Consider the following 24,984-nt stretch of genomic DNA (forward strand, 5'->3'; position numbering starts at 1 on the left):
GCTGATGCGGCAAAGCTTCCGTTTCGCGGTGAAGTAAAGGTTCCAGCGAACGGTTGCCGAAGAACAGTAATTTTCGGTGTGCGCCAATACACCGGATGGGGGTATGTTTATAATGTCAACGGTAGTTGTTGTCGGTACGCAATGGGGAGACGAAGGAAAAGGCAAAATCACCGATTACTTGGCGGAAGGAGCCGACGTCGTCGCTCGTTACCAAGGCGGAAACAATGCCGGACACACCATTCTGATCGATAATAAGAAATACAAGCTGACCATGATTCCTTCCGGGATTTTCAATAATAATAAAACTTGCGTAATCGGAAACGGGATGGTTATCAATCCGAAAGCGCTTATCGAGGAAATCAAATACATTCACGAAAACGGCTTCTCGACGGACAACCTGCGCATCAGCGACCGCGCCCATGTCATCATGCCGTATCATCTTGTCCTGGACGGACTGGAGGAAGAGCGGAAAGGCGAGAACAAGATCGGCACGACGCGCAAAGGGATCGGTCCTTGCTACATGGATAAAGCGGCACGGAGCGGCATTCGCATTGCCGATCTGATGGACGCCGAAGAGTTCGCCGAGAAAGCGCGCCGCCTCGTGGCGGACAAGAACGAAATGATCGCCCAAGTATACGGCGGCGAGCCGCTGGACGCCGAACAAATCGTGCAGGAATACTTGGAATATGCGGAATTCCTCCGCAAATACGTGACCGATACGTCCGTCGTGCTGAACGACGCGATCGACGAAGGGAAGAAAGTATTGTTCGAGGGCGCGCAAGGCGTCATGCTGGACATCGACCAAGGTACGTACCCGTTCGTCACGTCTTCGAACCCTTCGGCCGGCGGCGTGTGCATCGGCTCCGGCGTAGGCCCGTCCAAAATCAAGCAGGTTATCGGCGTAGCGAAGGCTTATACGACCCGCGTCGGCGACGGTCCGTTCCCAACCGAGCAAATCAATGAGATCGGCGATTTGATCCGCGACAAAGGCCACGAGTACGGTACCGTAACCGGCCGTCCGCGCCGCGTCGGCTGGTTCGACACCGTCGTGGTTCGGCATGCCCGCCGCGTCAGCGGCATTACCGGGCTGTCGCTCAATTCGCTGGACGTCTTGTCCGGTCTTGAGACGGTCAAAATTTGCACCGCGTACAAGTACCGCGGAGAAGTGATCGAGCATTATCCGGCCAGCCTGAAGATGCTGGCGGAATGCGAAGCGGTGTATGAGGAGCTGCCGGGCTGGTCCGAGGATATTTCCGGCGCGAAGACGCTGGACGATCTGCCGGCGAATACGCGCCGCTACGTGGAGCGCGTATCCGAGCTGACGGGTATCCCGATCGCGATCTTCTCCGTCGGCCGCAACCGCGAGCAGACGAACCAGGTTCGCCCGATTTACGAATAAGCGAATAAACGAATAGCGAAGGCACTATTTAAGCGCCCGCAGCGGATTGAACCTTACGATCCGTTTGCGGGCGCTTCTTGCGTCTGCTTTCCGTTCGCCGCCCGGCGGAATTTGGCGATGAGGAGCAGCAGGGCGGGGAAGAGGATGAAATTGACCATATAGTAAATCGGTTGATGGGTCGTAGATATGTCCGCGAGCTCCGCATAATTCGGGGTGGACCAATACGTAAACAAGACGATCAGAGCCGATACGGGCAGAACCAAAGGCTTAAAGGAAGGCGCTCCGAACCATTGGGCGAAGCCGACGGAAATGATGTATTGGTTCACGATCGTGCGAACGAACACGTCAAGCACCCAGAAGAACATCATCAAAGACTCGATATGCTCGAAAAATTCCAAAGCGACCACGTAGCGGCTAATGACGAGCATCGGGAAATTGAACTGCCCCGTCGCTTTTCCGAACATCATAATCGTAATCAGCATCATCCCCGTTACGGCGGAAGCCGTCCAAAGGACGGAGACATAACTCCACTTTCCGGGCTTCTCCTTATCGGCCACAAAAGGCAGCAGAAAGGTAAGCATCATGTACAGCGGATACCAGTTCTGAAGCTGCAGCGCGCCTTGAAGCATGGCCGTCCATCCGTTCTCGAGCAGCGGAAGCAGGCGGTCCGGCTTCAGCAGCGGAAAGACCGGCAGCAAATGAAGAAGATAGATGCCGACGATGACGGGGGTAAACAGCACGGCGCAGCGCCCGATCGTTTCGATGCCGGAGCGGGCCATGCACGCTCCTACGATCGAGATGCTGAGAATCAGAACGATCGACGGCGTTTGGCTCAGAAAAGAGATGGACATAAATTCGCCGAATTGGCGCAGCGCGCTTCCGGACATTTGCAGGCAAGCCAAAAGATAATAGAGGCCGAACAGCTTGCCGACCGTCCGTCCCAACAGGTCTACGCTGTATTCGACGATCGATTTGCCCGGAAATAACCGATGGAGCTCGACCATAATGTAGGCGATTGCAAGCGCGACGAGCGACGCTGCGATCGAGGAGATCCACATGGCGTTGCCGGCCCACTTATAGGTCAAGATGGGCGCGGCCAGAACGGCTGTGGCAATGACGCACAGGAACAGTGCGCAAGCCATTTGAGTCGCTGTAATTTTGCCCCGATCCTGCATATCGGCACTCCCTCCTCATTGGTCATTCTTCGGCAGCAGCATTTCGGACAGCGGGTTAAAGAGGAATCGATTGAATTGCGAGGGCCCCGGCAAGCTTGGATACAGAAGCAAAGCGACGGCGAGAAGCAGCGCTCCCGCATAAAGAATGGAATAGGCCGTCTTTTGCTTGGGATCCTTTAATTCGCGATAGTCGACCCAAAGCATCAAGGCCGCCGCGCCGGCAACCCCCAAGATGGTCCATACAGGCGAGTAACGCATGCCTAAACGCTCCTTTCTAGGCGGTAGGGTTCGGTTTCCGGGATTTCGAGCCGGCGGCTTTGCGGACATGGGCGGCGGCCCAGATCAGAAGCGGCAGCAGCATTCCGGCCAGAACCGTAATCGTCGGGTCGGCCAGGTTAAGCTTCGAAGCAAACTGCACGTTCTTAATCCCCCAGAAGCCGAACAGAATATGAAGCAGCGCCGCCGGAAAAATGAGCGGTTTCTCGCTGGGCAGCTGAAACAGCTGGGCGAGTCCGACCGCTAAGGCGTACAGCGTAAACGCAAATCGAACAAAGATACAAACGACCCATACCATCATAACGATCGATTCGAGATGCTCGAAAAATTCAAAAAAACTGACGTTCCGGGAAATCGTCATGAACGGATAGTTGTACATGGCGGTTGCCTGACCCATGGCGAGAAGCACGACCCAATTCAAGGCCGACATCGTGACGGCGAAAGCGACCGGCGTCAGCATCGTCCATAGAAACGGCTTGCTGTCTTTAGCCACGAACGGAAGGTAGAAGGTCGAGAATACAAAAACCGCGTTCCACACTTGCATGACGTAGGCGCCGAGCAGCCAGCCTCCCGGGTTGTGCGGCCAGGAAATCGGGTAGTGGTTAGGCGCGGAGAAAGTCGGAACGAATATAAGCGCCAATAAGCCGAACAAGACGGGAATAAAGACGACCGGTATACGGCAAATGACCTCGACCCCGGATTTCGACGCGATGGCGCACACCGCAAGAAGGCTAGACGCGACGACGACCGTCGGCGTTTGGACAAGGAAATTTTGGCTGATAAAATCGCTGAACTGCCTTAGCACGAGCGACGTCGTATAAAGCATGAACAACAAATAGAAAGCGGAAGCGAGCTTCCCCGCCGCCTTGCCTAATGCGAGCTCCGCCGCCTGGACGAGCGAGCGCCCGGGATATAGCGCATGCAGCTTGTAAACGGCCCAGGAAAGCAGCAACCCGCCAAGGCAGCCGAGCAGCGGCGGAATCCATAAATCTTCGCCCGCCGCGTTCGCCATCATCGTCGGTTGCGAGAGCAGTCCTGTGGCATTGGCCGAAACGTACGCCGTGAGAAACAGCTGATACCCGGTTATGCGCGGCTTCGCTTGTCCCATGGCGGCAGCTCCTTTCGTCAAATTTCCGTTCGCATGAACGGTTCAATCATGGCCTTGATCAACTGCGGGGGCCCGGGTAAATCAGGAATGAGCGAAATCAGCATCCCGAGCACCCATAATGTTATAAGCAGAAACGCAAATACCGCCCGCGTCTTCCCGTCCTTGATGCCGCGCCACTCCAGCAGCCATACGGCCGCAATCGTCAAAGTTATGGCGAGCAGCTCGCCCAAGTCGACATCGATATATGTCATTGTTCTTCCTCCGACAGCTTTAACACCTCGTTCCGGCCGATCAGCCCGGAGCGAAGAATGTTGACGGTGACGTCGTATTCGGTCTTCACGGTCGGAAATAACCGGTCCCAATCCGCTTTATGGGCTTTCCACTGATGCGGATAACGGTGATTGAATTGCTCCGCGAACCCGACTACGTCCGTTCCGGCTTGCTGCGCGCTTTCGATGGCTTTGGCGACGCGCCGTTTCAGCTCGTTTTCAAACAACGTTTCGAATTCCTCCAGCTTCTCGGCGGAAGATACGTCGACGGTCGTGGAGTTCTCGTCGATGTTGCCTTCCGCTTCCATCTTAATCCGCATAATCCATTCCCCGTTACGGATGGCGGGCTTTAGCCTGGTGTGGCTGCTCAATAAACGGAGCGATGCGACGCCGTCCTCCTCCGGCACCCGCACGGACAAGGTCGTCGTTTCGACTTCGTTGCGCAGCCACATGAGTCCCCTCATTTCGAACGTGTTGAATAGATGTTTCATCTTCAAGTCTTTGATCGCTGCAGAGCCGTTAATGTATATGGTCGGTTTCTCTTGGCCCACTTTTTTCATCGAAACCAAAGGGATGAGCGTCGTGTGCGCCTCGTCGGTCAACTGAACGACGGATTGCAGCAGCGTGACGTTGACCGCCGTCTTCAGATTGGACATTTCCCGCAGCACTTCCGAGCTGTTTCGCTCGATTGCGGGCTGCCAGGCCAATACGCTTTCGGCGTCCCCTTTGCTGATGTACAGGTCGGCCCGCTCGCGCGGCTGCGGGTGGCGGATAAGAAAATCATACGGGTCTTTCAAGCCTCTTCGCGCCAGAGACTCCCCGAATATGAACGAATCCGCTTGGCCCCAGAACAGACGCCGGGACAACAGCTGCTGCAGCTTGGACGCGGCATCGGCCGTGTTGATGCCGACCGCGCTTTTGACGATGACTTGCGTGCCGCCGCCCGTCGAGGTCGATTCTCCCATCGATTGGGTGGTCGAAGAGGCGGTAGGCACGAAGAGCTGAACGGACAGCTTGATCCGGTTGTTCTCGGCTGCGTCGAAGCCCGCCGCAGTGACGATTGCCAGATCGTTAACCTCCACGCGGTCCCAGCAGCCGGCGAGAAGAACGGCCGAGCCGGAGGCGGCGGCGCAACATAGCAGGATTCGGATTAAACGTAAACGTCTAATGCTGATCATTCCTTTTGCCCGGATAGGACGGCCCAAGCCGGCGGCGGTTCCAGAAGGCTCTGGTAAAATGCGGCCTGGTCTTCAGCATCCAGCGCGGCTTTCGCAGCAGCGTGTCCGACAGTTGTCCGGCTTGCAGCGGAGCGACCGGCGATAGATACGGGACGCCGAACGAACGGAGCGTCATCATATGAATAAGGACGAGCAGAGCGGCAAGAACGATGCCGTACAAGCCGAGCACCCCCGCGCAGATCATGATCGGGAATCGCGTTAGCCGCAGCGCAATCCCAAGCGAGTAGTTCGGAATAAGGAACGATGCGACCCCCGTAATCGCCACGACCATAATCATGGGGGAAGAGACGATGCCCGCGGCGATGGCCGCTTGCCCGATGACGAGGGCGCCGACGATGCTGACGGCCGCGCCGACCTGCTTCGGCAGCCTGACGCCGGCTTCGCGGAGCGCCTCGAAGGTGACCTCCATCAGCAGCGCTTCGACGAGCGCCGGAAACGGAATTTGCTCGCGCGATTTGGCGATCGTGAGCAGCAGCGTCGTCGGGACCATCTCTTGATGGAACGACAGCACCGCGATATAAATCGACGGCATGAACACGGCGATGAACGCGAACATCATCCGGATCCAGCGTATCGGCGTGGATACGAACCACCGCTGGTAATAATCTTCCGGCGACTGCATCAGGCTGAACAGCGACGTCGGCGCGATCAGCGTGAAGGGCGTGCCGTTGATCATGAGCGCGACCCGGCCTTCCAGCAGGTTGGCGCAGACGACGTCCGGACGTTCCGTCGTTTGCAGCTGCGGAAACGGGGACAGCGGATTGTCCTCGATCATCTCTTCGATCACATTGCTGTCGTAAACGCCGTCGATATCGATGCGGCGAAGCCGGGTTTCCATTTCCTCGACGAGCTTCGGGTCGGTAACGCCTTCGAGATAGGCGATGACGCATGATGTCTTCGTGTACCGCCCGATGCTGATCGGCTTCAGCTTGAGCGCGGGCGTCTGCAGGCGCCGGCGAACCATCGCCGTATTCAGGCGCAGCGTCTCCACGAACCCTTCGCGCGGCCCTCGCACGACCGTCTCGGCTTCCGGCTCCTCTATGGCCCGGGAATTCCATTGCTGCAAGCTGAAGGCAAAACCTGCTTCCGCGCCGTCCATCAGCAGAACCGGGTCGCCGAACGTCACTTGGTCGACGGCTTCCTGCAGCGTGCGGACTTGCGTATGCGAGGAGATGGATACGCGCGCCAGCACCGATACCCAATCGGTCGCTCCGCCGGTGCCGGCGTTCTGGAGCGGGGACAGGATATGCATGTCCATCTCGCGAATGTCCGATATGCCGTCAATATAGATCAGCGCGGCGACCGTGCCGTCTTTAATGAAAAACTCGTGGATAACGACGTCCGACCCGTTCCGAAACAGCTCCCGAAGCCCCTCCAGATTGTCGGCCAGCTTATCGGTCAACGGACGGGCAAGCAGCTCCCGCTGTCTCTCCAATACTTGCTGAACTTGAGAGGCGGGAGGAAGGACGCCCGGCCAGTCGATTGGCCCCGGCATGCGGCCGTCTCCTCTATTTTCGTTTCCAGACATTCCCATCTCTCCTCCAATCGGTCACGAATAGCGTGTGCAATTTTTTCGCTTTCATGCAATAGTTTCCATCGTTTCGGAATACGGCCGTCTCTTTTCGCCCATAATGTAAACAAGAACAATACGGGGTTGCCGCGTCTTTTCTCGGAAGAAGAAGTATGGGCGCGGCGATAGGCGAAGGAGATTTGGCATGCGGAGAATGACGGTGTGGTTGGCCAAGCTGGTTGCTGCCGGACTGATTATAAGCTTCCTGTCGATTTGGACGACGGGTTATGTTGTCAACAGTTATGTGGAGACGCTGCTGAAGCAGTTCAACATTCCGCTGGAGACGCAGCCGATGGCGCTGTCGGGCGTATGGGGCAAGCTGTGGGGCGCGGACCCGGTTACGGCGGAGGCACCCTCCGATACGGACTCCGATACGGACGCGGAACGGGAAACGCCGGACTCTCCGTCCGAAGGGACGATAGAGGGCGCGGCCGGGAAGCAGGGGGGAGCCGGGGAGCGGGATTCTTCGGCGGGGAATGAACCGTCGCCGTCTCCCGGGCCGCTGACGGGCATCGGCGGAGGCAGCGGCGCATCGGCAGGCGCGGAGCCGCCGGAGGACGGCGCGGGGGCTGCGGATGGGGCATTCGGCGGCGAGACGCCGGGAGGAACGGCGAACGGGTCGGCGGACGCGCCGGACGCGTCGCCGGACAGCCCTGAGGAAGGTACGGCGTCGACGCTTCCGGCCGACGATACGGAAGTGGCGATTACGACGGACAATATGACCGAAATCAAAAACCAGATGAGCGACGCGGACAAAAATAAACTGTTCGGCCTGCTGATGGAAAAATTGCCTCAAGAAGCGTGGCAGAGCATTTCGGCTTATGTGGAGAACGGCCTGACGGACGAGGAGCTTACGGACGTGGAACAAATTATGGCACAGCATCTCAGTTCCGAGGAATATAAACAAATGATGGAGATTCTGAAAAAATATTAATCCGGCGGGGGCGGCAGGAAAGTTGCCCCCGTATTTTGCGGTATGGTACAGTAAGAGGCGAATGAATCCGACAGGATCTTCGCCTTTTTGGCGTGGATGCTTGGCGGATATTGTCGCTTTTTGTTAGTTTAATGATGAGAAGAGCAGGGTCTAAAGTCCCGCTTTGAAGGCGTTTAATTGAGCCGCGGCGGCAGAGACCGGACAAGCATTGCAAAGCAAGCCATATATGTCGATACAGCACATCCAACAGGAAAAGGAGTACATCATGACCGATTTCAGGGACAAGGATCAGCGGAAGCAAGTCTGGGCGAAATGGACCGGGCGCATGGCCAAGCTGCTCCCCGCGCAACTGAAAGGCAAGGCGGAGCAAGAAGCAGGCGCGGCTTCGGCGCCCTTCTGGCGCAAGAAGCCGGCGATGCTCGCGGGCGGAGCGCTCGTCGTGCTCGCGTCGGTAACGGTGGGCGCGATCCAATACGTGCATGCGAACACGGTGGATTATTATCACGTATACCGGAACGGTACGGAGATCGGCACGGTCGCAAGCCCGGCCGACGTGGACAAGCTTCTGAAGGAGAAAGCGGAAGCGGCACGGAAAGACAACCCCGATCTGACGATGGTGCTGGATACGGGTACGATTACTTATTTCAGCGACAGCGGATATAAAGAGGCGCCCGCTACGGAACAAACGCTGGCCAAGCTCGACGGCTTGATCGAAGCGAAGGCGGCGGGCGTCCAGCTGATCGTGGACGGCAAGCCGATGGGCACCGTCAAGGATCAGGAGACGGCGGACGCCATTCTGGAACGGATCCAGGCCAAATACGCGCCGGAGCTTGCGGCCAAGCAGAACAAGGCGGCGGCCGTCACGACGCTCGCTTATACCGCCGGCGAATCGAAGGAGAAGGAGGAGAGCGGCACGGCGAAGCCTAAGAACGGGACGACGCTGAACAGCGTGTCGTTCGTCGAGGACGTCTCGCTGGAGCCGGTGCAGACCGATCCCGGCGACATGATGGATGCCGAAGACGTGTACAAGAAGCTGGTCGTGGGCAGCGTGAAGCCGACGGCGTATACGGTTCAGCCCGGCGATTGCGTCGGCTGCATCGCGGAGAAATTCGATATTTCCTCCGACGTGATATATAAGAACAACCCGTGGATCAAGAACGATATGATCAAGGAAGGCGATCAGCTCGACCTGACGGTGCGCCAGCCGGAGCTGACCGTCAAGACGGTGGAGGAAGTAACCGAGACGGTTGCCGTCGAGCCGGCCGTCGAAATACAGAAGAACAGCGCCATGCGCGTAGGCGAATCGAAAGTGATCCGCGAAGGCGTGAAAGGCTCCAAGACGATTACGTACCGCGTGGTCAAGCAGAACGGAACGGTCGTCAGCGAGCAGGTTATCGATCAGGAAGTGACCAAGGAAGCGGTCTCGAAGATCGTCGTCAAAGGCACGAAGGTCGTGCTCGGCGAAGGGACGGGTACGTTCGCTTGGCCGGTATCCGACGCGACGATTTCGAGCTCCTACGGCAGCCGCTGGGGCCGGACGCACAAAGGCATCGACATTACCGGCGACAAGAGCATCATGGCCGCGGACGACGGCGTCGTCGAGTTCGTCGGAACGAAAAGCGGCTACGGCAACACCATCGTCATCAACCATAAGAACGGCTACGAAACGCTGTACGGCCATTTGAAGTCGTTTAACGTGGAGGAGGGCGACATCGTCGAGAAGGGCGACGTGATCGCCGTTATGGGAAGCACGGGGCGCTCGACCGGCGTCCATCTGCATTTTGAAATCCACGAGAACGGCACGATCAAGAATCCTCTGAATTATTTATAGGCTGAATACCTCGATAAAGCTCCGCTCGGCATGCCCAACCGCTTGCTCCGGCGGGGCTTTTTTCTAAGAAGCGCAGGCGAACCCGGTTTATCCGCTGACAAGAACCGGAAGATCGATTCCGTATCGGAATCTTCCATTGTGAACCGGGCTGCTCGGTATGGTAAAATAGGGGCAGTAAACAAGGACAAGAACAGGCGGTGAAACGATGCACGGCAAAATACTGGTGGTCGACGATGAACAGCCTATTGCGGATATTTTGAAGTTCAATTTGGAGAAGGAAGGCTACGAGGTCGTATGCGCTTTCGACGGCGGCGAGGCGGTCCGCCTCGCCTTCGAGGAGCAGCCGGACTTGATGCTTCTTGACCTGATGCTGCCGGTGAAGGACGGCATGGACGTGTGCCGGGAAGTGAGGCAGCGGCTGCAAATGCCGATCATCATGCTGACGGCGAAGGATACGGAGCTCGACAAGGTGCTGGGGCTGGAGCTCGGCGCCGACGATTACGTAACGAAGCCGTTCAGCACGCGGGAGCTGCTGGCCCGGGTGAAAGCGCATTTGAGGCGCCAGAAGGCGGCAACCCAGACGAACGGCCAAGCGGAGGACCAGGAGCGGGAAAGCCAGGGGCTTCATCTGTTCAACCTGTTTATCGATACCGACATGTACGTCGTGTACAAAAACGGGGAGCCGCTTGATCTGACGCACCGCGAATTCGAGCTTGTCCATTACATGGCGCGCAACAGCGGCAAGGTGATGACCCGCGAGCATTTGCTGCAGGCGGTATGGGGCTTCGAATATTTCGGCGACGTGCGGACGGTGGACGTGACGATCAGAAGGCTGCGGGAGAAGATCGAGGACGACCCGAGCCGTCCGGAATATATTATGACGCGGCGAGGGCTCGGCTATATGATGCGGGGCGCCAAGTCCGGAGGGTTCGGCGTCTCATGAGAGGGATGCGGTTTGCCCGTACGATCCAGGTCAAGCTCGTCATCATTTATTTGCTGCTCATCCTCGTGGCGATGCAGCTGATCGCCGTTTATTTCATCGGCACGGTGAAAAGCTCGCTGACCGAAAGCTTCACGAACAACTTGAAGGAGCAGGCGGATATTCTGTCGAAGCTGTCCGCGCAAAGCCTCGCCGTGAAGCCGGAGCAAGGCGGCGAGCCGAGCGAGCAGACGGCCGATCTCAGCCTTGTCGTCCAGAACCTGTTCAGCATCAGCGGCACGGAGGTGCAGGTGCTGGACGTGACAGGCAAGATCGTGGCCACATCGCTGCAGGTGAACCAATCGTACATCGGCAAAAAAAACACGTCGCTTGCCGTCAGCCGCGCGCTTCAGGGCATAACCGACAACGAGGACGAAATTATCGACGACGACAACGTGCGCAAAAAGATGATCGCCCAGCCCGTCATCTACAACGACAAGGTGGTGGGCGCGGTGTACATGGTGGCGTCGATGAACGACATGTACGACACGGTGGAGCGGGTCAACCGCATCTTCGTGTCGGGCACGCTCATGGCGCTCGGCTTGACCGGCGTTCTGGGCGTCGTGCTTTCCCATACGATCACGAGCCCGATCAAAGGGCTGACGCGCCATGCGTCGGCGGTGGCGGAGGGCAAGTTCGACCTGCAGGCGCCGGTCCACGGCGACGACGAGATCAGCCGGCTCAGCATGGCGTTTAACAATATGACGTCCCGCTTGCGCGAGGCGCTGTCGCTCAACGAGGAAGAGAACGAGAAGCTCGTCTCCGTCCTCTCGAATATGAGCGACGGCGTGCTGGCGGCCGACGAGAACGGGCGCGTCATCGTCTGGAACAGACGGGCGCTGGAGCTGCTTGGGCTCGATACCGGCGAAGGCTGCAAGCTGACGGAGCTGCTCGGCTTAAGCGGGCAGCAGATCCAGGAGATGCTGAAGGGGCCTGTGAAGACGGCGGTGCTGTCCCGCGGCTGGGACGAAGACGAGGCGCTGCCGGAAGGCAAAAGCGTGCTTCGGGTGACGTTCTCGCCGATTCACCGCAGAGACCGGGGCATTACCGGCATGATCGCGGTGCTGCAGGACGTGACCGAGCAGGAGAAGCTGGAGCAGTCGCGCCGCCAGTTCGTGGCGAACGTGTCGCATGAGCTTCGCACGCCGCTGACGACGATCAAAAGCTACGCGGAGGCGCTTGCCGGCGGGGCGCTGGAGGAGCGGGAGCTGTCCGAACGGTTCGTCGGCGTCATCCAGAGCGAGACGGAGCGGATGATCCGGCTCGTCACCGACCTGCTTCACTTATCCAGGCTCGATTCGAATCAGGCGCAGCTGCGGCGGCGCCAGACCGACATTCTGGAAATGCTGGACGAAGTGTCGGACCGGTTCTCGTTCCAGCTGCGGCAGAAGTCGATCCGGGCGACGGTCAAGGTGGCCCCCGGCTTGAAAAGCGCGTGGCTCGACCGCGACCAGATCGATCAGGTGCTCGACAATCTCGTATCCAACGCGATCAAATATACGCTGGACGGCGGCGAGATCGAGCTGAGCGCCTCGGCGCCCGATCCGGGCTCCGTCGCGATCAGCGTAAGGGATACGGGAATCGGCATCCCGAAGAAGGATTTGAGCCGCATTTTCGATCGGTTCTACCGGGTGGACAAGGCGCGCTCGCGCAATATGGGCGGGACGGGACTCGGCCTTTCCATTGCCCGGGAAATCGTCAAGGCGCACGGCGGTACGATCGCGCTGGAATCGGAGCTTAACGAAGGCACGAAGGTCACGTTTACGCTTCCTACGCTGAAAGAAGAGGAGGGCGAATCGGCGTGATAGAAAAAGCCAAATCGATTGCGCTCGTCGTGCTGGTCGGGCTGAGCCTGATCCAGTCGTATTTTCTCATGTACAGCCCTCCGACGCTCGGAGCTACGGTAAGCAGCGACCAGGACTATGTCAATACCGAGCCGATGGGCACGGAACTAAGCGTGGAGAACGTTGTTTTTCCGGATAGGCTGGTGCTTCATTTCGGAGGCGACGAGCATACCGTTCTATATCCCGGAACGTCGTTCTACGACATGATCTTGAAGGAGCGTATCCAAGGACGGGAATTTAAAGATTTTCGGCGCACTTCGGCCGATCTGCTGAACTGGGATGCGATACGGCAGAATGCGATAGGCGTCGAGCTTCGCTACGATGTCGGCGTGCCGGTCGAGCTGCTGCAGAAGCTGCTGAAGCTGAAAGGGGACACGTTGTTTTTCGGCGACACGGTCGACCGGATCTGGATCTTCAAGATGCAGAACACGGAGCAGGTGCGGACATTCTTCTTCAGCGCCGACGGCCAAGCCGTCTATGAATCGGTTCAGGCGGATTTGACGGTGCGGGACGTGCAGGACTACGTGAACTTCGGCAAGTACCAGACGCGTTACCGGATCACCGATGACGGGCTGTACGTGCCGGTGAAGCCGATCCGTTCCGTGCAGGTGAAATATGCTTACGAGACGTTCGCGCCGGAGCTGATGCGGCGCAACCTGTTCTTCGATCCGGGCACGACGCGCGCGGTCGAAGGACGGAACGGCTCGCAAATTTATACCGACGGCAAAAGAGGGCTTCAAGTGCAGCAGGGCGGAACGTGGATATCCTACACCGATCCCGCCGCGCCGCAAAGCGGGCAAAATGTGCTGAGCGACAACTTCTACGCCGCCGTCGAGTTCGTGAACCAGCATGGCGGCTGGGACGGCAGCTACCGGTTCTCGGAGCTGGCGAACGGCGCGGACGGTACCGTGGTCCGGTTCCAGCAGTATATGGAAAGCTATCCGGTTCTCGCATCCTCCGCGGCGCCGTACGGGTACTTGCAGCTGTCCCTGCAGCAGGGCGCGGTGACGGAATACAACCGGTCCCTGATCACGCTCTCCGACAAGGCGGACGAGCGGGCGACGCGCTGGCTGCCCGGAGGCGACGAGCTTGCGGCAGCCCTGGACGCCTACGACAAGCGCGCCGAGGTGCAGTCGCTGTATCCGGCGTTTCAAGCGGTGCTGCAGGAAGGCCGCAAGATCGCTTTCGTGCCGGTATGGGCGGTTCGGCTGAAGGACGGCACGCAGCAGATGCTGATGGAGGCGTACCCGGCCGGCTACACGCCGCCGGAGACGGAGAATACGCAGCCGGACGACGCCGGCCAGGACAGCGATGGCGAAGATGGCGAAGATGGCGGAGATGCGGCGGGGGAAACGGGCGGCGAGACCGCGGATGCGGCTAACGCGCCGGCGGAAACGCCGGGAGCGACGGATTCGCCGGAAGGCGTGCCGGGCGCGGCCGTCGATCCGGGAGAGGCGGAGGTGAGCTTGCATGGATTGGGGTAGGGCGAAAACCGTGCTGATCTTCGCTTTCCTGCTGCTCAACATTCTGCTTGGCTTTCAGCTGATGGACAATCTGGAGGAGCAGCTCAGCACGAGCAACACGACGGCGGAGCTGCCGGCGGAGACGCTTAGCCTGATGAAGCAGAAGGGCATCGAGCTGACCGCCGCGCTTCCGCTTGAGACGCCGAAGCTGCATGACTTGACGTACTCGATCCGGAACGAGAAGGAGGCGGCGGAGGAGAAGCCGCTTCAGACGCCGGTCGATACGAGGATCATCTTCTCGCCGTCGGAGCTTGCCGAACAGCTCGGCAGCCAAATTCCGGAGCTGGACCAATACGTCTTCGACTCGATGACGAGCACGGACCATGTGTTCGTGTTGTACCGGAGGGCGGAAGGCCGTCCGATGTTCGATGTCAGGCTGGAGCTGCTGTACAGCAATCAGAAAATTACCGCGTACCGGCAGGTGCTGGTCGATCTGAACGACGGCGGCGACTCGGCCAAGCAGACCGTCCTGTCGGCCGCGCAGGTCGTGCAAATATTGGCCGATAAATATTTGCCCAACAATTCGGTCATCACCGATGTGGAGCTTGGCTACCACGGGCAAATTTTCGACTCCGAGACGCAGGTCGCGGCGCCGACATGGCGCATTCTGCTCGAGGACGGGCCGCCGTATTACGTGGACGCGATCAGCGGCAAGGTGGCGGCGGACAGCGGGCAGCAGCCGGAATCGTAAGGCCGCGTCCGCCTGCGCTTGTGCGCGGCGGACGCGGCGGAGCGGCGGAGTTGAACGAAGCCGGAAGCCGGCTGCGGTTATCGCTGAAGGGCGTCCCGGCGCATGCGGAAGAAGCGTGCGTGCGCCGGGCTAAGCCTTCGCGGTTCTTGGCGGTACATAACAAGGAAAGACGAACCAGTTTTGTGAACATTCTATAGCTTGGCAGAACAAGCGCGGTCAATCACACTTATAGACGGGCCTGTGCCGCTCCTTACAAGCAAGGCTTGCGGCCGTTGCCGGCCGGGAGCGTACGGGCGGTAAGTGCGATTGACTTCGCTTGTCCTCGGCTTGCGATACAATCTATCAAATTGCCTTGCGGCAATAGCAGTTTAAGAGAGGACAGGACGAGAAGCATGGGATTGCAATTTACGGTGCTGGCGAGCGGATCGACCGGCAATGCGACGATAATCGATAACGGGGAAAAAATGTTTATGGTCGACGCGGGGCTCAGCGTCAAGAAGCTGGAAGAGCTGATGCAGGAGCGCGGCGTAAGCGGCCATCATCTGGAAGGGCTGTTCGTCACGCACGAGCATTCGGACCATATTAAAGGGCTCGGCGCTTTTGCCCGCAAGCATAACCTGACCGTCTACGCCAATGAAGCGACGTGGGGCGCGATGGAGCGCCATGTCGGCAAGATCGAGCCCGAGAAGCGCGTCGTGATGGAGACGGGCGAGACGCTTACGTTCGGCAGCCTGGAGGTGCAGTCGTACCCGATCTCGCACGACGCGGCCGAGCCGGTCGGCTACACGTTTACCCATAACGGGCAGAAGCTGGCGCTCGCCACCGATCTCGGCTACATGAGCGACAAGGTCAAGAAGCATATTATCGACTCCGACGTGCTGGTGCTCGAATCGAATCACGATACCGAGATGCTTCGCATGGGACGTTACCCGTGGAACATTAAACGCCGCATTCTGAGCGATGTCGGGCACTTGTCCAACGTGGCGGCGGGCGAAGCGCTATGCGAGCTGCTGACGGACCGGACGAAGCGGGTATATCTCGCGCATCTCAGCCTCGACCACAATATGATGGACCTGGCGATGCTCACCGTTAATACTATATTGGAGAACAACGGAATATTTTTTAAAAAGGATGAGTTTCCGCTGCGGCCGACTTATCACGACCGGCCTACGCCATGGGATGAAGTGAAGCGGAAATAAGCTGCTCCAGCTGGGCGTCGATCGATTCGGCTTTGGCGCTGAGCTCTTCGCGGGTCAGAACGCCTTTGTCGATCAGCAGCTCCAGAACGGCGCTTAACGTTAGAACGGTCCGGTAATGCTCTTCCTTCAGATCGGCCAGCTTGGCGGCCAGCTCGACGTGCTCCCAGGCGGAAGACTTTGGTTTCATGGCGGATCTCTCCTTTTTTTCGGCGTATTCGCTTATACTCTATTATTATTGTAGGTTAATCTTCCGAAATTATTCTCATAAGATAACGATCATATGAATTTGCATAAAGCGGCAAGAGGGCCCTTCGGGACCGGGAGAAAGAGAGGAGCGTAGTTATGAGCCTGTTTAATGACGATTTCTATTCCACGAAAGTACCAAGACGCGCCAAAGCCCCGTTGTCCCGGAGGGAGATGCCGTTCCCTCGGCGGAGCGGCGGCCGGAGCTGGTCGAACGTGCGGATCGCGTTCGTCTCTTCGTTTACGAGCGCGATTGCGGCTACGCTGCTTTTTGCCGCGGTGTTCGGCTACGGCGGCAGCGGGCGGGGCTTCGGAGACGGAAGCGCGACGACGGCGGCGGGGGCGGTCCAGCTCGCCGACCCGTCCGAGCGGACGGTGCAGGCGTCGGCCAAGGTGCGTCCGGCGGTTGTCAGCATCATTAACGAGCAGACCGGATGGTTCGCGGGTGCCGAAGAAGGAGATGCCGGCGCGGGAGAGATGCAGGAAGCGGGCGTCGGTTCGGGCGTTATTTTCAAGAAGGACGGCGGCAAGGCGTTTATTATCACGAATTATCATGTCATCGAAAACGCCGAGAACATCCAGGCCGTTCTGAGCGGCGGCGAGAAGCGGAAGGCGGAGGTCGTCGGCAAAGACCAGATCTCCGATCTGGCCGTCCTATCGATTAGCGGCGAGGGCATCGATACGGTGGCGGAAATCGGGGATTCCTCGAAGCTGCGCGCGGCGGAATACGTGATTGCGATCGGCAATCCGCTTGGGCTCGGCGAGTCGGTGTCGATGGGCATCGTCAGCAAGACCCGGCAGATCGTGCCGGTGTCTCTGAACCAGAACGGCGTCTACGACTGGGAGCAGGAAGTGATTCAGGTCGACGCCTCGATCAATCAAGGCAACAGCGGCGGGCCGCTGATCGATCTGGACGGGCGCGTCGTCGGCATCAACAGCATGAAGATCGCCGATTTCGGCGTCGAAGGAATCGGCTTCGCCATTCCGGTGAACAACGCGATGCCCGTTGTCGAAACGCTGATGGAGAAAGGCTATGTGCCGCGTCCTTATCTGGGCGTAATTACCGACGATCTAGAGCTCTATTGGGAGGATCAGGCGATGGAGCAGGACGAAGCCGCGGAGAGCGGCGGCGAATCGGACGGAGCGGACGAGGGCGATTCGCTTGATCTGCACCTGCCGGACGAAGTGTACAGCGGCGTCATCGTGCTGGAGGCGGTCGGACCGGCGAAGGAAGCGGGGCTGAGGCTGAACGACGTCATTACGAAGCTGGACGGCCATAGCATCGGCAGCACGATGGAGCTGCGCAAATATTTGTACGGCTCGAAGGAAATCGGCGATAAGATCGAAGTAACGTATTACCGCGGGGATAAGGAGAAGACGGTATCGATTGTCCTTGGCGAAAATACGGGCGGGGAGTAAAAGGTGTTTAGAGCTCGATGACTTGATCACGGCCTAAATATGTACGATTCATCCAAAAGGAACAAAGCGGTTGGCAGTCGGCGCAGTGCAGGATGCGTCGGCTGCTTTTTTTATCCCAGATCCGACGTTGAACCGGATAAGCAAAGTAGTGTAACGTAGGGTCTAGCAGGACATACCAATCAAGAGGATCGGAAGAGGAGGCAGCGTATGAACGCCGTTGAGAAAAGGATTGAGGAGCTGTACCGGTACAACCCGGATTTGCAGCCGCCGCCGGATTTGGAAGCGTTTTGGAACCGGACGCTGACGGAAGCGGAGAAGCGTCAGCCGGCAGCGGAGCGGGTAAAGGCAGACACGCCGTTCCCGGCGGCGGACGTGTACCATGTGACGTACGAAGGCTACGACAATACGCCGCTGAAGGGCTGGTTTATCGTGCCGAAGTTTTCGCTGGACCGCAGGCTGCCTTGCGCGGTATTGTTCCACGGCTATGGCGGGGGCAAAAGATACCCCGAGCAATACGCCGATTGGCTGCTGCTGGGCATGGCGGTGTTCGCGGTCGACGTGCGGGGCCAAGGCGGAGAGACCGGCGACCGGATGGCCAGCGAATACGGCATGTCGAGCGGCTGGATGACGCAAGGGATTCTGGACAAGGAGACCAGCTATTACAAGGCGCTGGCGGTCGACGCCGTCAAAGCCGTCGAGTGGGCGGCGATCCAGCCGGAGATCGACGCGGAGCGCATCGCCGTAGCCGGCGACAGCCAAGGCGGGGGCATCAGCTTGCTCGCCGCGGCGCTCAGCATGACGCCGGCCGTCGCCGTGGCGAACATCCCGAACATGTGCCATATGGACTTCGGCATTTTACACTCGACCGGTTCGCTTACCGAGGCGGCGGCGTTCGTCAACCGGTTCCCGCAGCATTTGGACGCAGTGCTTCGGACGCTGAGCTATTACGATATGCTGCACCTCGCGCCGCGCATCGATATCCCGGTCATGATGTCGGTCGGGCTGAAGGACACCGTCTGCATGCCGGAGACCATATTCGCGTCGTATAATCGCATCAAGTCGGAGAAAATATTGAACGTCTACCCGTTCTCGGGGCACATGGTCAGCGATTACCAGAAACGGCAAGCGTTCGAGTTCGTAAAGAAGCATTTGTTTTAAGATTTGGCGGCGGCCGCACGCCACACCGTGTCAAAGGCATTGCCGCGGCGTGGCGTGCATCGCGCGTAACGGTGTGGCGCGTGGCGCGTCAACGCAATAGCCGCGGCGTGCATGGCGCGCCGTGACGAGCAGCAGCGGTAGCCGCTAACGGATAATGGTTGCGAATGGCAGTGCGTTTCCCTTCACAGAGACGGGGCATTTCTGCTATTCTAGAGGTAACGAAGCTTGTCCGCCCGTTTAGTCGCAGCGGCGAGGGCGCCAAGTTAATTTTCAGCGCAGAAAGAGGAATAGACGATTTATGTATTGTGTGTGCAAAGAGCATGTAGAGCTGGCCATCGATAAATTCGTGGACGAATACGAGGACGCGCCGGATATCGTTGACCTTCAGACGACCGAATTCGCGAACTGGGATCCTCCGCGGAGCTGCGACATGTGCGACAACAATGCCGTAGTGTTGGTGGTATAAGCGGGGCAATGCACATTTTATAGCCGGGCAGGAAGCTCGACGAACGCACCCGATAATGAAACGAAGAGACAGTTCCGCTATGGAATCTGTCTTTTTTACGATATCGGAATGTTTTGGATTAACGGACGGAGAAAAGGTACTATATAAACAAATAACCAAGATTGCACGGGACGCAAACGAAAGGAAATAAGGAACCGATGCAGATTACGATTATCAGCGTAGGCAAACTGAAAGAGAAGTACTTAAAGGACGGCATTCAGGAATACAGCAAACGGCTGTCCGCTTATTGCAAGCTGAATCTGGTTGAGCTGAGCGACGAGAAAGCGCCCGAAGAAATGAGCGCGGCCGAGATGGAGCAAGTGAAACGCAAGGAAGGCGAGCGCATCCTGGCGCAGCTGAAGCAGGATCAGTTCGTTATCGCTCTTGCTATCGAAGGCCAAATGTGGACGTCGGAGAAGCTGTCCAACGAACTGGACAAGCTGGCTTTGCATGGCAAAAGCCAGGTCGTGTTTATAATCGGCGGCTCGCTCGGGCTGGCGGATGAAGTGCTGAAGCGGGCGGACATGCTGCTCTCGTTCTCGAAGATGACGTTCCCGCATCAACTGGTACGGCTTATCCTGCTGGAGCAGATTTATCGGGCGTTTAGGATAAGTCGAGGGGAACCGTATCATCGCTAAAGGTAAAATATTAAGGGACTTCATCAAGTCCCTGAGGCTTTCGGTATGGGTGCTGTTCAGATTGTCCAGCACATAAGGTTCAAGCGGGGAAATAAAGTCACATTCTTGGATCGCCGCTAGGCGGGTAAGGAGTATCGAGGAATCCTTCTGTAATGTTTCGATAGTAAAGTCGAATAGAAGGTTGATTTGGGTAATCTGCCGACCGACTCGCTTGGGAGCATCCTTGGTTATGCGGATACTTTCAACCATCAATCGCAGTAACGCCTTTTGTTCATCCGCATCTGCTTTTAGTAGTGCGTCCTTGATCAGACTCAGCAAATTATGCAAAGAGTCAGGGTCAACCGGCTTTTTGTTTTGTCCATCCAGTTCAGCTTCAATAGCTTCCAACCGCTTTTGAAGCTGTTCCAGCTTGGCATGCGTTTCCTTCAGGTCATCTTTGAAAATAACAGCCAAATCAGGATCACTTAATATGTTGTCCTTTATTTTTTGCAGTTTCCGGCTGTTACTGCTCAATTCAGTAAGAAGTGCTTTTTTCTCTTCCATTATCGGGGCCTCTGCATTTGAACGCAGAGCATTGATTTTATCGACGAGTTGCCGCACAATGTCTGGCCGCGATGCTACTTTTATAAGTTTCTGAAGCACTTGCTCCTCCGCAACATCAGCCCGCATCATATTCGAGCGGCAGACAGCCTTGCCCTTGTTGTGGAACTGTCCGCAGACATAGTATCGATACGATTTGCCACCGGCTCCCTTAGACCGGGCCGGAACCATTCCATGTCCACAGACAGGGCATTTCAGCAGGCCGCTTAGAATATACGGCTGATGGGATCGGGACGGCTTGTAAGATCGATGACCGAGCTTCTGATGAACGCTTTCCCATAGCTCGGGTGCAATTATCGGCTCATGTGTCCCATCAACAATCAAGTAGTCGGGATTTTTCCCTTTGCGACGTTTCTCCGACCAGTTTTCAAGTTGTTTATACCGTATTTTTCCGATGTAGACGGGATTGTTAAGGATCGTTTTGATACCGCAGACATTAAATGGTTTATCTTTTTTTGAACGGAAGCCCGCTTCGTTTAGGCGGCGGGTAATGGCCTTAAATCCAAGTCCCTGATTGGCATAATCAAAGATTTTTCGGACGATAACGGCCTCATTCTCATTGATAACAAGTTCTTTGTCAATGTTATCGTACCCCAGCACCCTACCTCCATTGAATTTTCCCTCTTTTGCTCGTTGCTCCATCCCCAGCTTCACTCGTTCAACAATGTTATTGCGTTCAAGCTCAGCGAATGAACAGATCATCTGGAATGCCGTTCTGCCGAAAGCTGTTGTTGTATCAAACTTTTCATTAAGACTAATGAGATTGACGTTGTTTCTTTCAAGTGTTTCACTGATTTCCAAAGCATCTTTTAATTTGCGGGCAAGCCGGTCGATTTTGTAAATGATGACGACCCCAAACTTGTGCTGGTTGGCATCTCTCAGGAGGCGTTTCATCTGAGGACGGCCTGCAATGCTTTTTCCGCTTGCACCTTCATCTACATACTCATCGACAATTTCGAAGCCGTTTTGATCCGCATACCTCCTGATTTCGGCGATCTGGGCGGCGATACTATAACCCTCCTTGGCTTGTTCTTCCGTACTCACACGGGCATACAGAGCGGCTTTTATTCGAGCCATTTTTAATCTTCTCCTTTCTTCTCAAATTTTTTTATCAGGGAATTCTGATGATCATTCCAAACTGAACGCGGAAAAACAGGAAATGCTTTGGGATGCTTGTCCATCTCATTGAACAAGGTTGCGGCCTTTACCATCGGGTGCGGTTGTTGAAACAATTCATCGGGATTTTTACATGATTCGTACTCGCCAATGATTCTGCCTAGCGTTGTGATAAACTCCTCCTTATCAAGTGGGCGGGAAGATTGGAAATCATGAATGAGCCGCATCATCCCATCCGTGAAGATTTGATAAACAATTGACCCAATGTAGGACAATGGGACTTCATCGGAAATTTCCGTTGCTGTTTTAATTGGTTCTCCGATGGGTATCAAGCGGACTTCCCCTTGATAAAACTCATCCGTTAATGCGTCGAATGGAATTCCTAAGTCCTGAGTGATTTTGTATATGAGTTGATATGCCGGTTTCTTTGAATCACCTCGTTCAATGGAGATGATTGTCTGATGGCTGACACCGACACGCTCACTCATAGCGGTGGTGGTGAATGCCTTGCTGGTATGAAGTTTTCCGATCTCTTTGCGGAAAAATCTCAACCTTTCCCCGAGGCCGACTGTTCTCAAGTAATCAAATTCATCCGGAGTTATTGTCCGTCGCGGCATATGTGTTCATCCTTTCTAGTTCATGCGGTTTACATTGATTATAGAACCTGATATCATTAATTTGCAAGTAAATGATAATATAAATTGTTTATACCTATATATAAATATTTAGGAGGATGTTATGGACTTTATACGTGAAATCGGCGTTGATCTGCAAGAACTTGATGATGCTTTGGAGATCGTTCGAGACAAGCGAATTAAGGAGCAGGATTTTATTGAACGACTTGCCTTAACCCTGAATCGAATGCTGGATAGACCGGAAGAAGATTAAAGTGTTTGTCTAACAACTGGTGTACTAGAACGACAACCGAGAGGGATCAAACCCTTGTCCCACAAGGGTTTGAGGGCTCTTGATACTTGAGGTGAATCTCTCATGTTTTTGTACAATAAGCGAAGAGTATCAGAGTTGTTAGACACAGTTCCGATATTCCAGAGCATTAAATCCGCCAAAAAGGTTGAACATTTCAACTGCCCGTACGATAAGCTGATCGTGTGTTCGTATAAACTGCCACGACAACAGTTTATAGACCTTATTCGGCCCGCGAGATTCGAAACGGATGACGATAAAAGCTTTTATCGGTACAAGCTGGTACATGATCTTTTCAGTGTATATTGGATGCAGATGAACCCGCTGGCCCCCAAAACTTCCATCATGCTGAACCCTTGGAAACATCAACTCTCGCCCGATGATTTACTTGCCTTGATCGACTTCATTATTGGTAGTCATCTCGATACACATGTAGCACATAACGACGACAAGCTCGATTGGTTTCAGTTTATGACCTCGAAGGATTTAGCCAAACGTCTCTATGTAGGCTATCAAAAGAAACCGCCGCGAGATTATCATGATCTTGGTCAAACCTATCTATACGGTAAGAGAAGTGGACAGCAAGCTAAAAACTACGACAAGGCGGAAGAGCAAGGCCTCGATGGTGAGATTTGGACTCGCCTTGAGAAAAGTAGAAAGCGGCGGGACAAGCGTTCAAGACCAACCTTAATGCAGTTCTTGTTAGATCAACGATGCGATGCACTAAAAAATGTGGTTATCGTCGATATTGACAAGTTCAGCGGCAGAGACAAAATCATGCGTCGTATAAACAAGTACGGCACGTTTCAGGAAGCATATATGTCACTAACTGAAGAAGAGAAGCGGAAAATAAAGCGACACGAAGCATTCAAATCGCCTCTCTTCGACGTAGTTGCTATGATTAAGAGCGAGCTTGATAAATGGTTGTCCCTGTCTCCGAATTTGCATTTCATGTGCAAAGTCTTTCCGGTTTTCAAAGCAAGTTGGGGTGGAAGGGACAAGCTACAATATCGAGTTGTTCGTCTTAAACCGATACACTTAAACTACACAGAAGCACTTTCGGCATACATCGGTGATAACAACAGGTTCAGTTTACGCAACGATTATCTTGCGGAAATCAGCTTGTGATTGGGCCGCGAGCGAAGCGAGCGGCCCCTCTTCACGTTGCAAGCAGGTCAGTCTCTTTACTTGCTTAATCGAGTTTCGGTAATGAGCCGCAGTAGGTCGTCAAGGCCGAGCGGAGCGAGCTTGTGAAAGCCTTGACGAGCGATTCCATCCGCCGACACTGGATTATGCTCTTGGCGATAGCTAAGGGCTGGCTCACGCCGAGTGCGGAGTGCAGAGGCGGAGCCTTTGCGTTTCCCCGGATGGGGACGGAAGGGGCGATCTTTTGTTTTGAGTATCGCCACTCTATCCCGACACTTCACTGTGTAGTAATGGGCGGCGGGCGGCGAGTGCAAACGAGCCGCCCAACTTCCCATTACAGGCATGTCGATTGGTTTTCTTGTAGAAATCAATCGGCGTATTCATCAAATTGAAGCTCAGAGCCCGGCCCTAATGCTTGTAAAACATCTTGAGGTAAAGCGACCATATATGCGTCATCCTCAACGGATACAGCTACTTTGTACGCATAGAAGGGCAATGCAACCGCAGGCCGATGAATCCATCGGCGTCGGCAAGCAAAGCTGCAAAGCTCGGTGTCAATTGATGTAACTCGCATCATCCACTCTTCGGCACTCAGTACAAAGCCGGATGGAAACTGCAAGCCTTTCTCGCTTGTTACGAGGCTAATACGGGCGTTCTCACTAGCCGATAGACCCTTTATGCCTCTCGGCACTCTAAGTTCGTCTACAGCGGATTTTACGCTCCTTAACGCCATTTCGAACATTCGCGGTATTCCGCCAATCAACTTCAGCAGAGTAAGGTATGGCATCCGCAAAACATCCGCGTTGATTAGTAATATCCTTCCGGCCCGGTCGATCATCATTTTGTAATGGTCAGCGGCAGAGTCACATGCATTGAAGAATTGAACTCGCCAACCGCCGCACAGCTTTTCTACTAGTCCTCCGGAAGAAGCCTGCTTTACTTCGTCCGCCAACTGCATTATTGTCTGCTAATGCTATAATCTCGAAGCGTTCATTTGTCAATTCGGAAATGCATTCAATCTTCCTCATACCTCCTGTGGATTCATTGTGAAGTGAGGCTTCAATAGTACCAACGACGACGATAATTTGCGGATGAAGCCCGACAACGCTATCCGTATCTGTTTGTTGCACCGCCGCCGGTAAAAACTGCTGTTCGTCATTTTTGTTCATGTAGATCGTCCTCCAATGTGTGATTTGATG

General features: G+C 55.8%; 24 protein-coding genes and 1 pseudogene. 14 read left to right on the forward strand and 11 right to left on the reverse strand.

Annotation, left to right across the window (positions count from 1 at the left end):
- Positions 1-112 precede the first annotated feature (112 nt).
- Entirely contained in the window at positions 113-1,399 is a 1,287-nt protein-coding gene (locus ACFSW5_RS18670; RefSeq protein ID WP_379276321.1) for an adenylosuccinate synthase, read from the forward strand.
- A 53-nt stretch (positions 1,400-1,452) separates the two neighbouring features.
- Here the strand turns inward: ACFSW5_RS18670 and ACFSW5_RS18675 are convergent, their stop codons facing one another.
- The 6 genes from ACFSW5_RS18675 to ACFSW5_RS18700 are packed head-to-tail and all read right to left on the reverse strand — an operon-like array spanning position 1,453 to position 6,993.
- Positions 1,453-2,574 carry a GerAB/ArcD/ProY family transporter gene (locus ACFSW5_RS18675; RefSeq protein ID WP_379276324.1) on the reverse strand — a complete coding sequence of 374 codons (1,122 nt, stop codon included), beginning with the start codon at positions 2,572-2,574 and terminating at the stop codon, positions 1,453-1,455.
- A 15-nt stretch (positions 2,575-2,589) separates the two neighbouring features.
- Positions 2,590-2,832: a hypothetical protein gene (locus ACFSW5_RS18680; protein WP_379276326.1), complete on the reverse strand. Its 243-nt coding sequence runs from the start codon at positions 2,830-2,832 to the stop codon at positions 2,590-2,592.
- Positions 2,833-2,848: 16 nt separating this feature from the next.
- Positions 2,849-3,958, reverse strand: coding sequence for a GerAB/ArcD/ProY family transporter (locus tag ACFSW5_RS18685; RefSeq protein ID WP_379276328.1), 1,110 nt, complete (start codon positions 3,956-3,958; stop codon positions 2,849-2,851).
- A 17-nt stretch (positions 3,959-3,975) separates the two neighbouring features.
- The gene (locus ACFSW5_RS18690; protein ID WP_379276330.1) at positions 3,976-4,209 is read right to left on the reverse strand and encodes a hypothetical protein; all 234 of its coding nucleotides are present in this window, start codon (positions 4,207-4,209) and stop codon (positions 3,976-3,978) included.
- Entirely contained in the window at positions 4,206-5,405 is a 1,200-nt protein-coding gene (locus ACFSW5_RS18695) for a Ger(x)C family spore germination protein (protein WP_379276332.1), read from the reverse strand. Before ACFSW5_RS18695 ends, ACFSW5_RS18690 begins: the two co-directional genes overlap by 4 nt.
- Positions 5,392-6,993 (reverse strand): spore germination protein, encoded by a 1,602-nt coding sequence (locus ACFSW5_RS18700; protein WP_379276334.1) that lies wholly within the window; start codon positions 6,991-6,993, stop codon positions 5,392-5,394. The genes ACFSW5_RS18695 and ACFSW5_RS18700 overlap by 14 nt, the downstream gene beginning before the upstream one ends.
- A gap of 187 nt (positions 6,994-7,180) precedes the next feature.
- Here ACFSW5_RS18700 and ACFSW5_RS18705 point away from each other — a divergent pair, with 187 nt between their 5' ends.
- The 7 genes from ACFSW5_RS18705 (at position 7,181) to ACFSW5_RS18735 (ending at position 16,036) form a co-directional block, all read left to right on the forward strand.
- Positions 7,181-7,969, forward strand: a complete 789-nt coding sequence (locus ACFSW5_RS18705) for a hypothetical protein (protein WP_379276336.1) — start codon at positions 7,181-7,183, stop codon at positions 7,967-7,969.
- Between the two features lie 265 nt (positions 7,970-8,234).
- Entirely contained in the window at positions 8,235-9,800 is a 1,566-nt protein-coding gene (locus ACFSW5_RS18710) for a peptidoglycan DD-metalloendopeptidase family protein (RefSeq protein WP_379276338.1), read from the forward strand.
- Positions 9,801-10,005: 205 nt separating this feature from the next.
- Complete coding sequence (gene yycF, locus ACFSW5_RS18715) at positions 10,006-10,743, forward strand: response regulator YycF (RefSeq protein ID WP_379276341.1); 738 nt, start codon at positions 10,006-10,008, stop codon at positions 10,741-10,743.
- Positions 10,740-12,584 carry a cell wall metabolism sensor histidine kinase WalK gene (gene walK, locus ACFSW5_RS18720; RefSeq protein ID WP_379276346.1) on the forward strand — a complete coding sequence of 615 codons (1,845 nt, stop codon included), beginning with the start codon at positions 10,740-10,742 and terminating at the stop codon, positions 12,582-12,584. Before yycF ends, walK begins: the two co-directional genes overlap by 4 nt.
- A complete protein-coding gene (locus ACFSW5_RS18725; RefSeq protein WP_379276348.1) occupies positions 12,581-14,107 on the forward strand; it encodes a YycH family regulatory protein in 1,527 nt (508 codons plus the stop codon). Before walK ends, ACFSW5_RS18725 begins: the two co-directional genes overlap by 4 nt.
- Positions 14,094-14,837, forward strand: a complete 744-nt coding sequence (yycI, locus tag ACFSW5_RS18730) for a two-component system regulatory protein YycI (RefSeq protein ID WP_379276351.1) — start codon at positions 14,094-14,096, stop codon at positions 14,835-14,837. The genes ACFSW5_RS18725 and yycI overlap by 14 nt, the downstream gene beginning before the upstream one ends.
- A 392-nt stretch (positions 14,838-15,229) precedes the next feature.
- Positions 15,230-16,036: an MBL fold metallo-hydrolase gene (locus ACFSW5_RS18735; protein ID WP_379276353.1), complete on the forward strand. Its 807-nt coding sequence runs from the start codon at positions 15,230-15,232 to the stop codon at positions 16,034-16,036.
- Here ACFSW5_RS18735 and ACFSW5_RS18740 read toward each other — a convergent pair.
- Positions 16,005-16,223, reverse strand: coding sequence for a hypothetical protein (locus ACFSW5_RS18740; RefSeq protein WP_379276356.1), 219 nt, complete (start codon positions 16,221-16,223; stop codon positions 16,005-16,007). The genes ACFSW5_RS18735 and ACFSW5_RS18740 overlap by 32 nt on opposite strands.
- A gap of 155 nt (positions 16,224-16,378) precedes the next feature.
- Between ACFSW5_RS18740 and ACFSW5_RS18745 the strand changes: the two genes are divergently transcribed.
- The 4 genes from ACFSW5_RS18745 (at position 16,379) to rlmH (ending at position 19,999) form a co-directional block, all read left to right on the forward strand.
- The gene (locus ACFSW5_RS18745; protein ID WP_379276359.1) at positions 16,379-17,698 is read left to right on the forward strand and encodes a S1C family serine protease; all 1,320 of its coding nucleotides are present in this window, start codon (positions 16,379-16,381) and stop codon (positions 17,696-17,698) included.
- Between the two features lie 207 nt (positions 17,699-17,905).
- Positions 17,906-18,856: an acetylxylan esterase gene (locus tag ACFSW5_RS18750; protein ID WP_379276361.1), complete on the forward strand. Its 951-nt coding sequence runs from the start codon at positions 17,906-17,908 to the stop codon at positions 18,854-18,856.
- A 298-nt stretch (positions 18,857-19,154) separates the two neighbouring features.
- Positions 19,155-19,322, forward strand: a complete 168-nt coding sequence (locus tag ACFSW5_RS18755; RefSeq protein ID WP_379276363.1) for a CxxH/CxxC protein — start codon at positions 19,155-19,157, stop codon at positions 19,320-19,322.
- Between the two features lie 197 nt (positions 19,323-19,519).
- On the forward strand, positions 19,520-19,999 hold the full coding sequence (gene rlmH / locus ACFSW5_RS18760) for a 23S rRNA (pseudouridine(1915)-N(3))-methyltransferase RlmH (RefSeq protein ID WP_379276382.1): 480 nt from the start codon (positions 19,520-19,522) through the stop codon (positions 19,997-19,999).
- A 639-nt stretch (positions 20,000-20,638) separates the two neighbouring features.
- Here the strand turns inward: rlmH and ACFSW5_RS18765 are convergent.
- Both ACFSW5_RS18765 and ACFSW5_RS18770 read right to left on the reverse strand, forming a co-directional pair.
- A pseudogene (locus ACFSW5_RS18765) lies at positions 20,639-21,676 on the reverse strand (recombinase family protein); the annotation flags it as partial.
- A gap of 2 nt (positions 21,677-21,678) precedes the next feature.
- The gene (locus tag ACFSW5_RS18770; RefSeq protein ID WP_249732548.1) at positions 21,679-22,332 is read right to left on the reverse strand and encodes a helix-turn-helix transcriptional regulator; all 654 of its coding nucleotides are present in this window, start codon (positions 22,330-22,332) and stop codon (positions 21,679-21,681) included.
- A gap of 121 nt (positions 22,333-22,453) precedes the next feature.
- Between ACFSW5_RS18770 and ACFSW5_RS18775 the strand changes: the two genes are divergently transcribed.
- Together ACFSW5_RS18775 and ACFSW5_RS18780 are read left to right on the forward strand one after the other, a co-directional pair.
- A complete protein-coding gene (locus tag ACFSW5_RS18775; protein ID WP_271140366.1) occupies positions 22,454-22,603 on the forward strand; it encodes a hypothetical protein in 150 nt (49 codons plus the stop codon).
- A gap of 135 nt (positions 22,604-22,738) precedes the next feature.
- Positions 22,739-23,767, forward strand: a complete 1,029-nt coding sequence (locus ACFSW5_RS18780; RefSeq protein WP_379276366.1) for a hypothetical protein — start codon at positions 22,739-22,741, stop codon at positions 23,765-23,767.
- Positions 23,768-24,152: 385 nt separating this feature from the next.
- Here ACFSW5_RS18780 and ACFSW5_RS18785 read toward each other — a convergent pair whose 3' ends face one another.
- Positions 24,153-24,737, reverse strand: coding sequence for a hypothetical protein (locus tag ACFSW5_RS18785; RefSeq protein WP_379276368.1), 585 nt, complete (start codon positions 24,735-24,737; stop codon positions 24,153-24,155).
- On the reverse strand, positions 24,649-24,984 hold a 336-nt coding region (locus ACFSW5_RS18790; protein ID WP_379276370.1), incomplete at its 5' end, for a hypothetical protein. The genes ACFSW5_RS18785 and ACFSW5_RS18790, both read right to left, overlap by 89 nt.

The organism is Paenibacillus thailandensis (assembly GCF_042685365.1).
Lineage (GTDB): Bacteria > Bacillota > Bacilli > Paenibacillales > Paenibacillaceae > Paenibacillus_AP > Paenibacillus_AP thailandensis.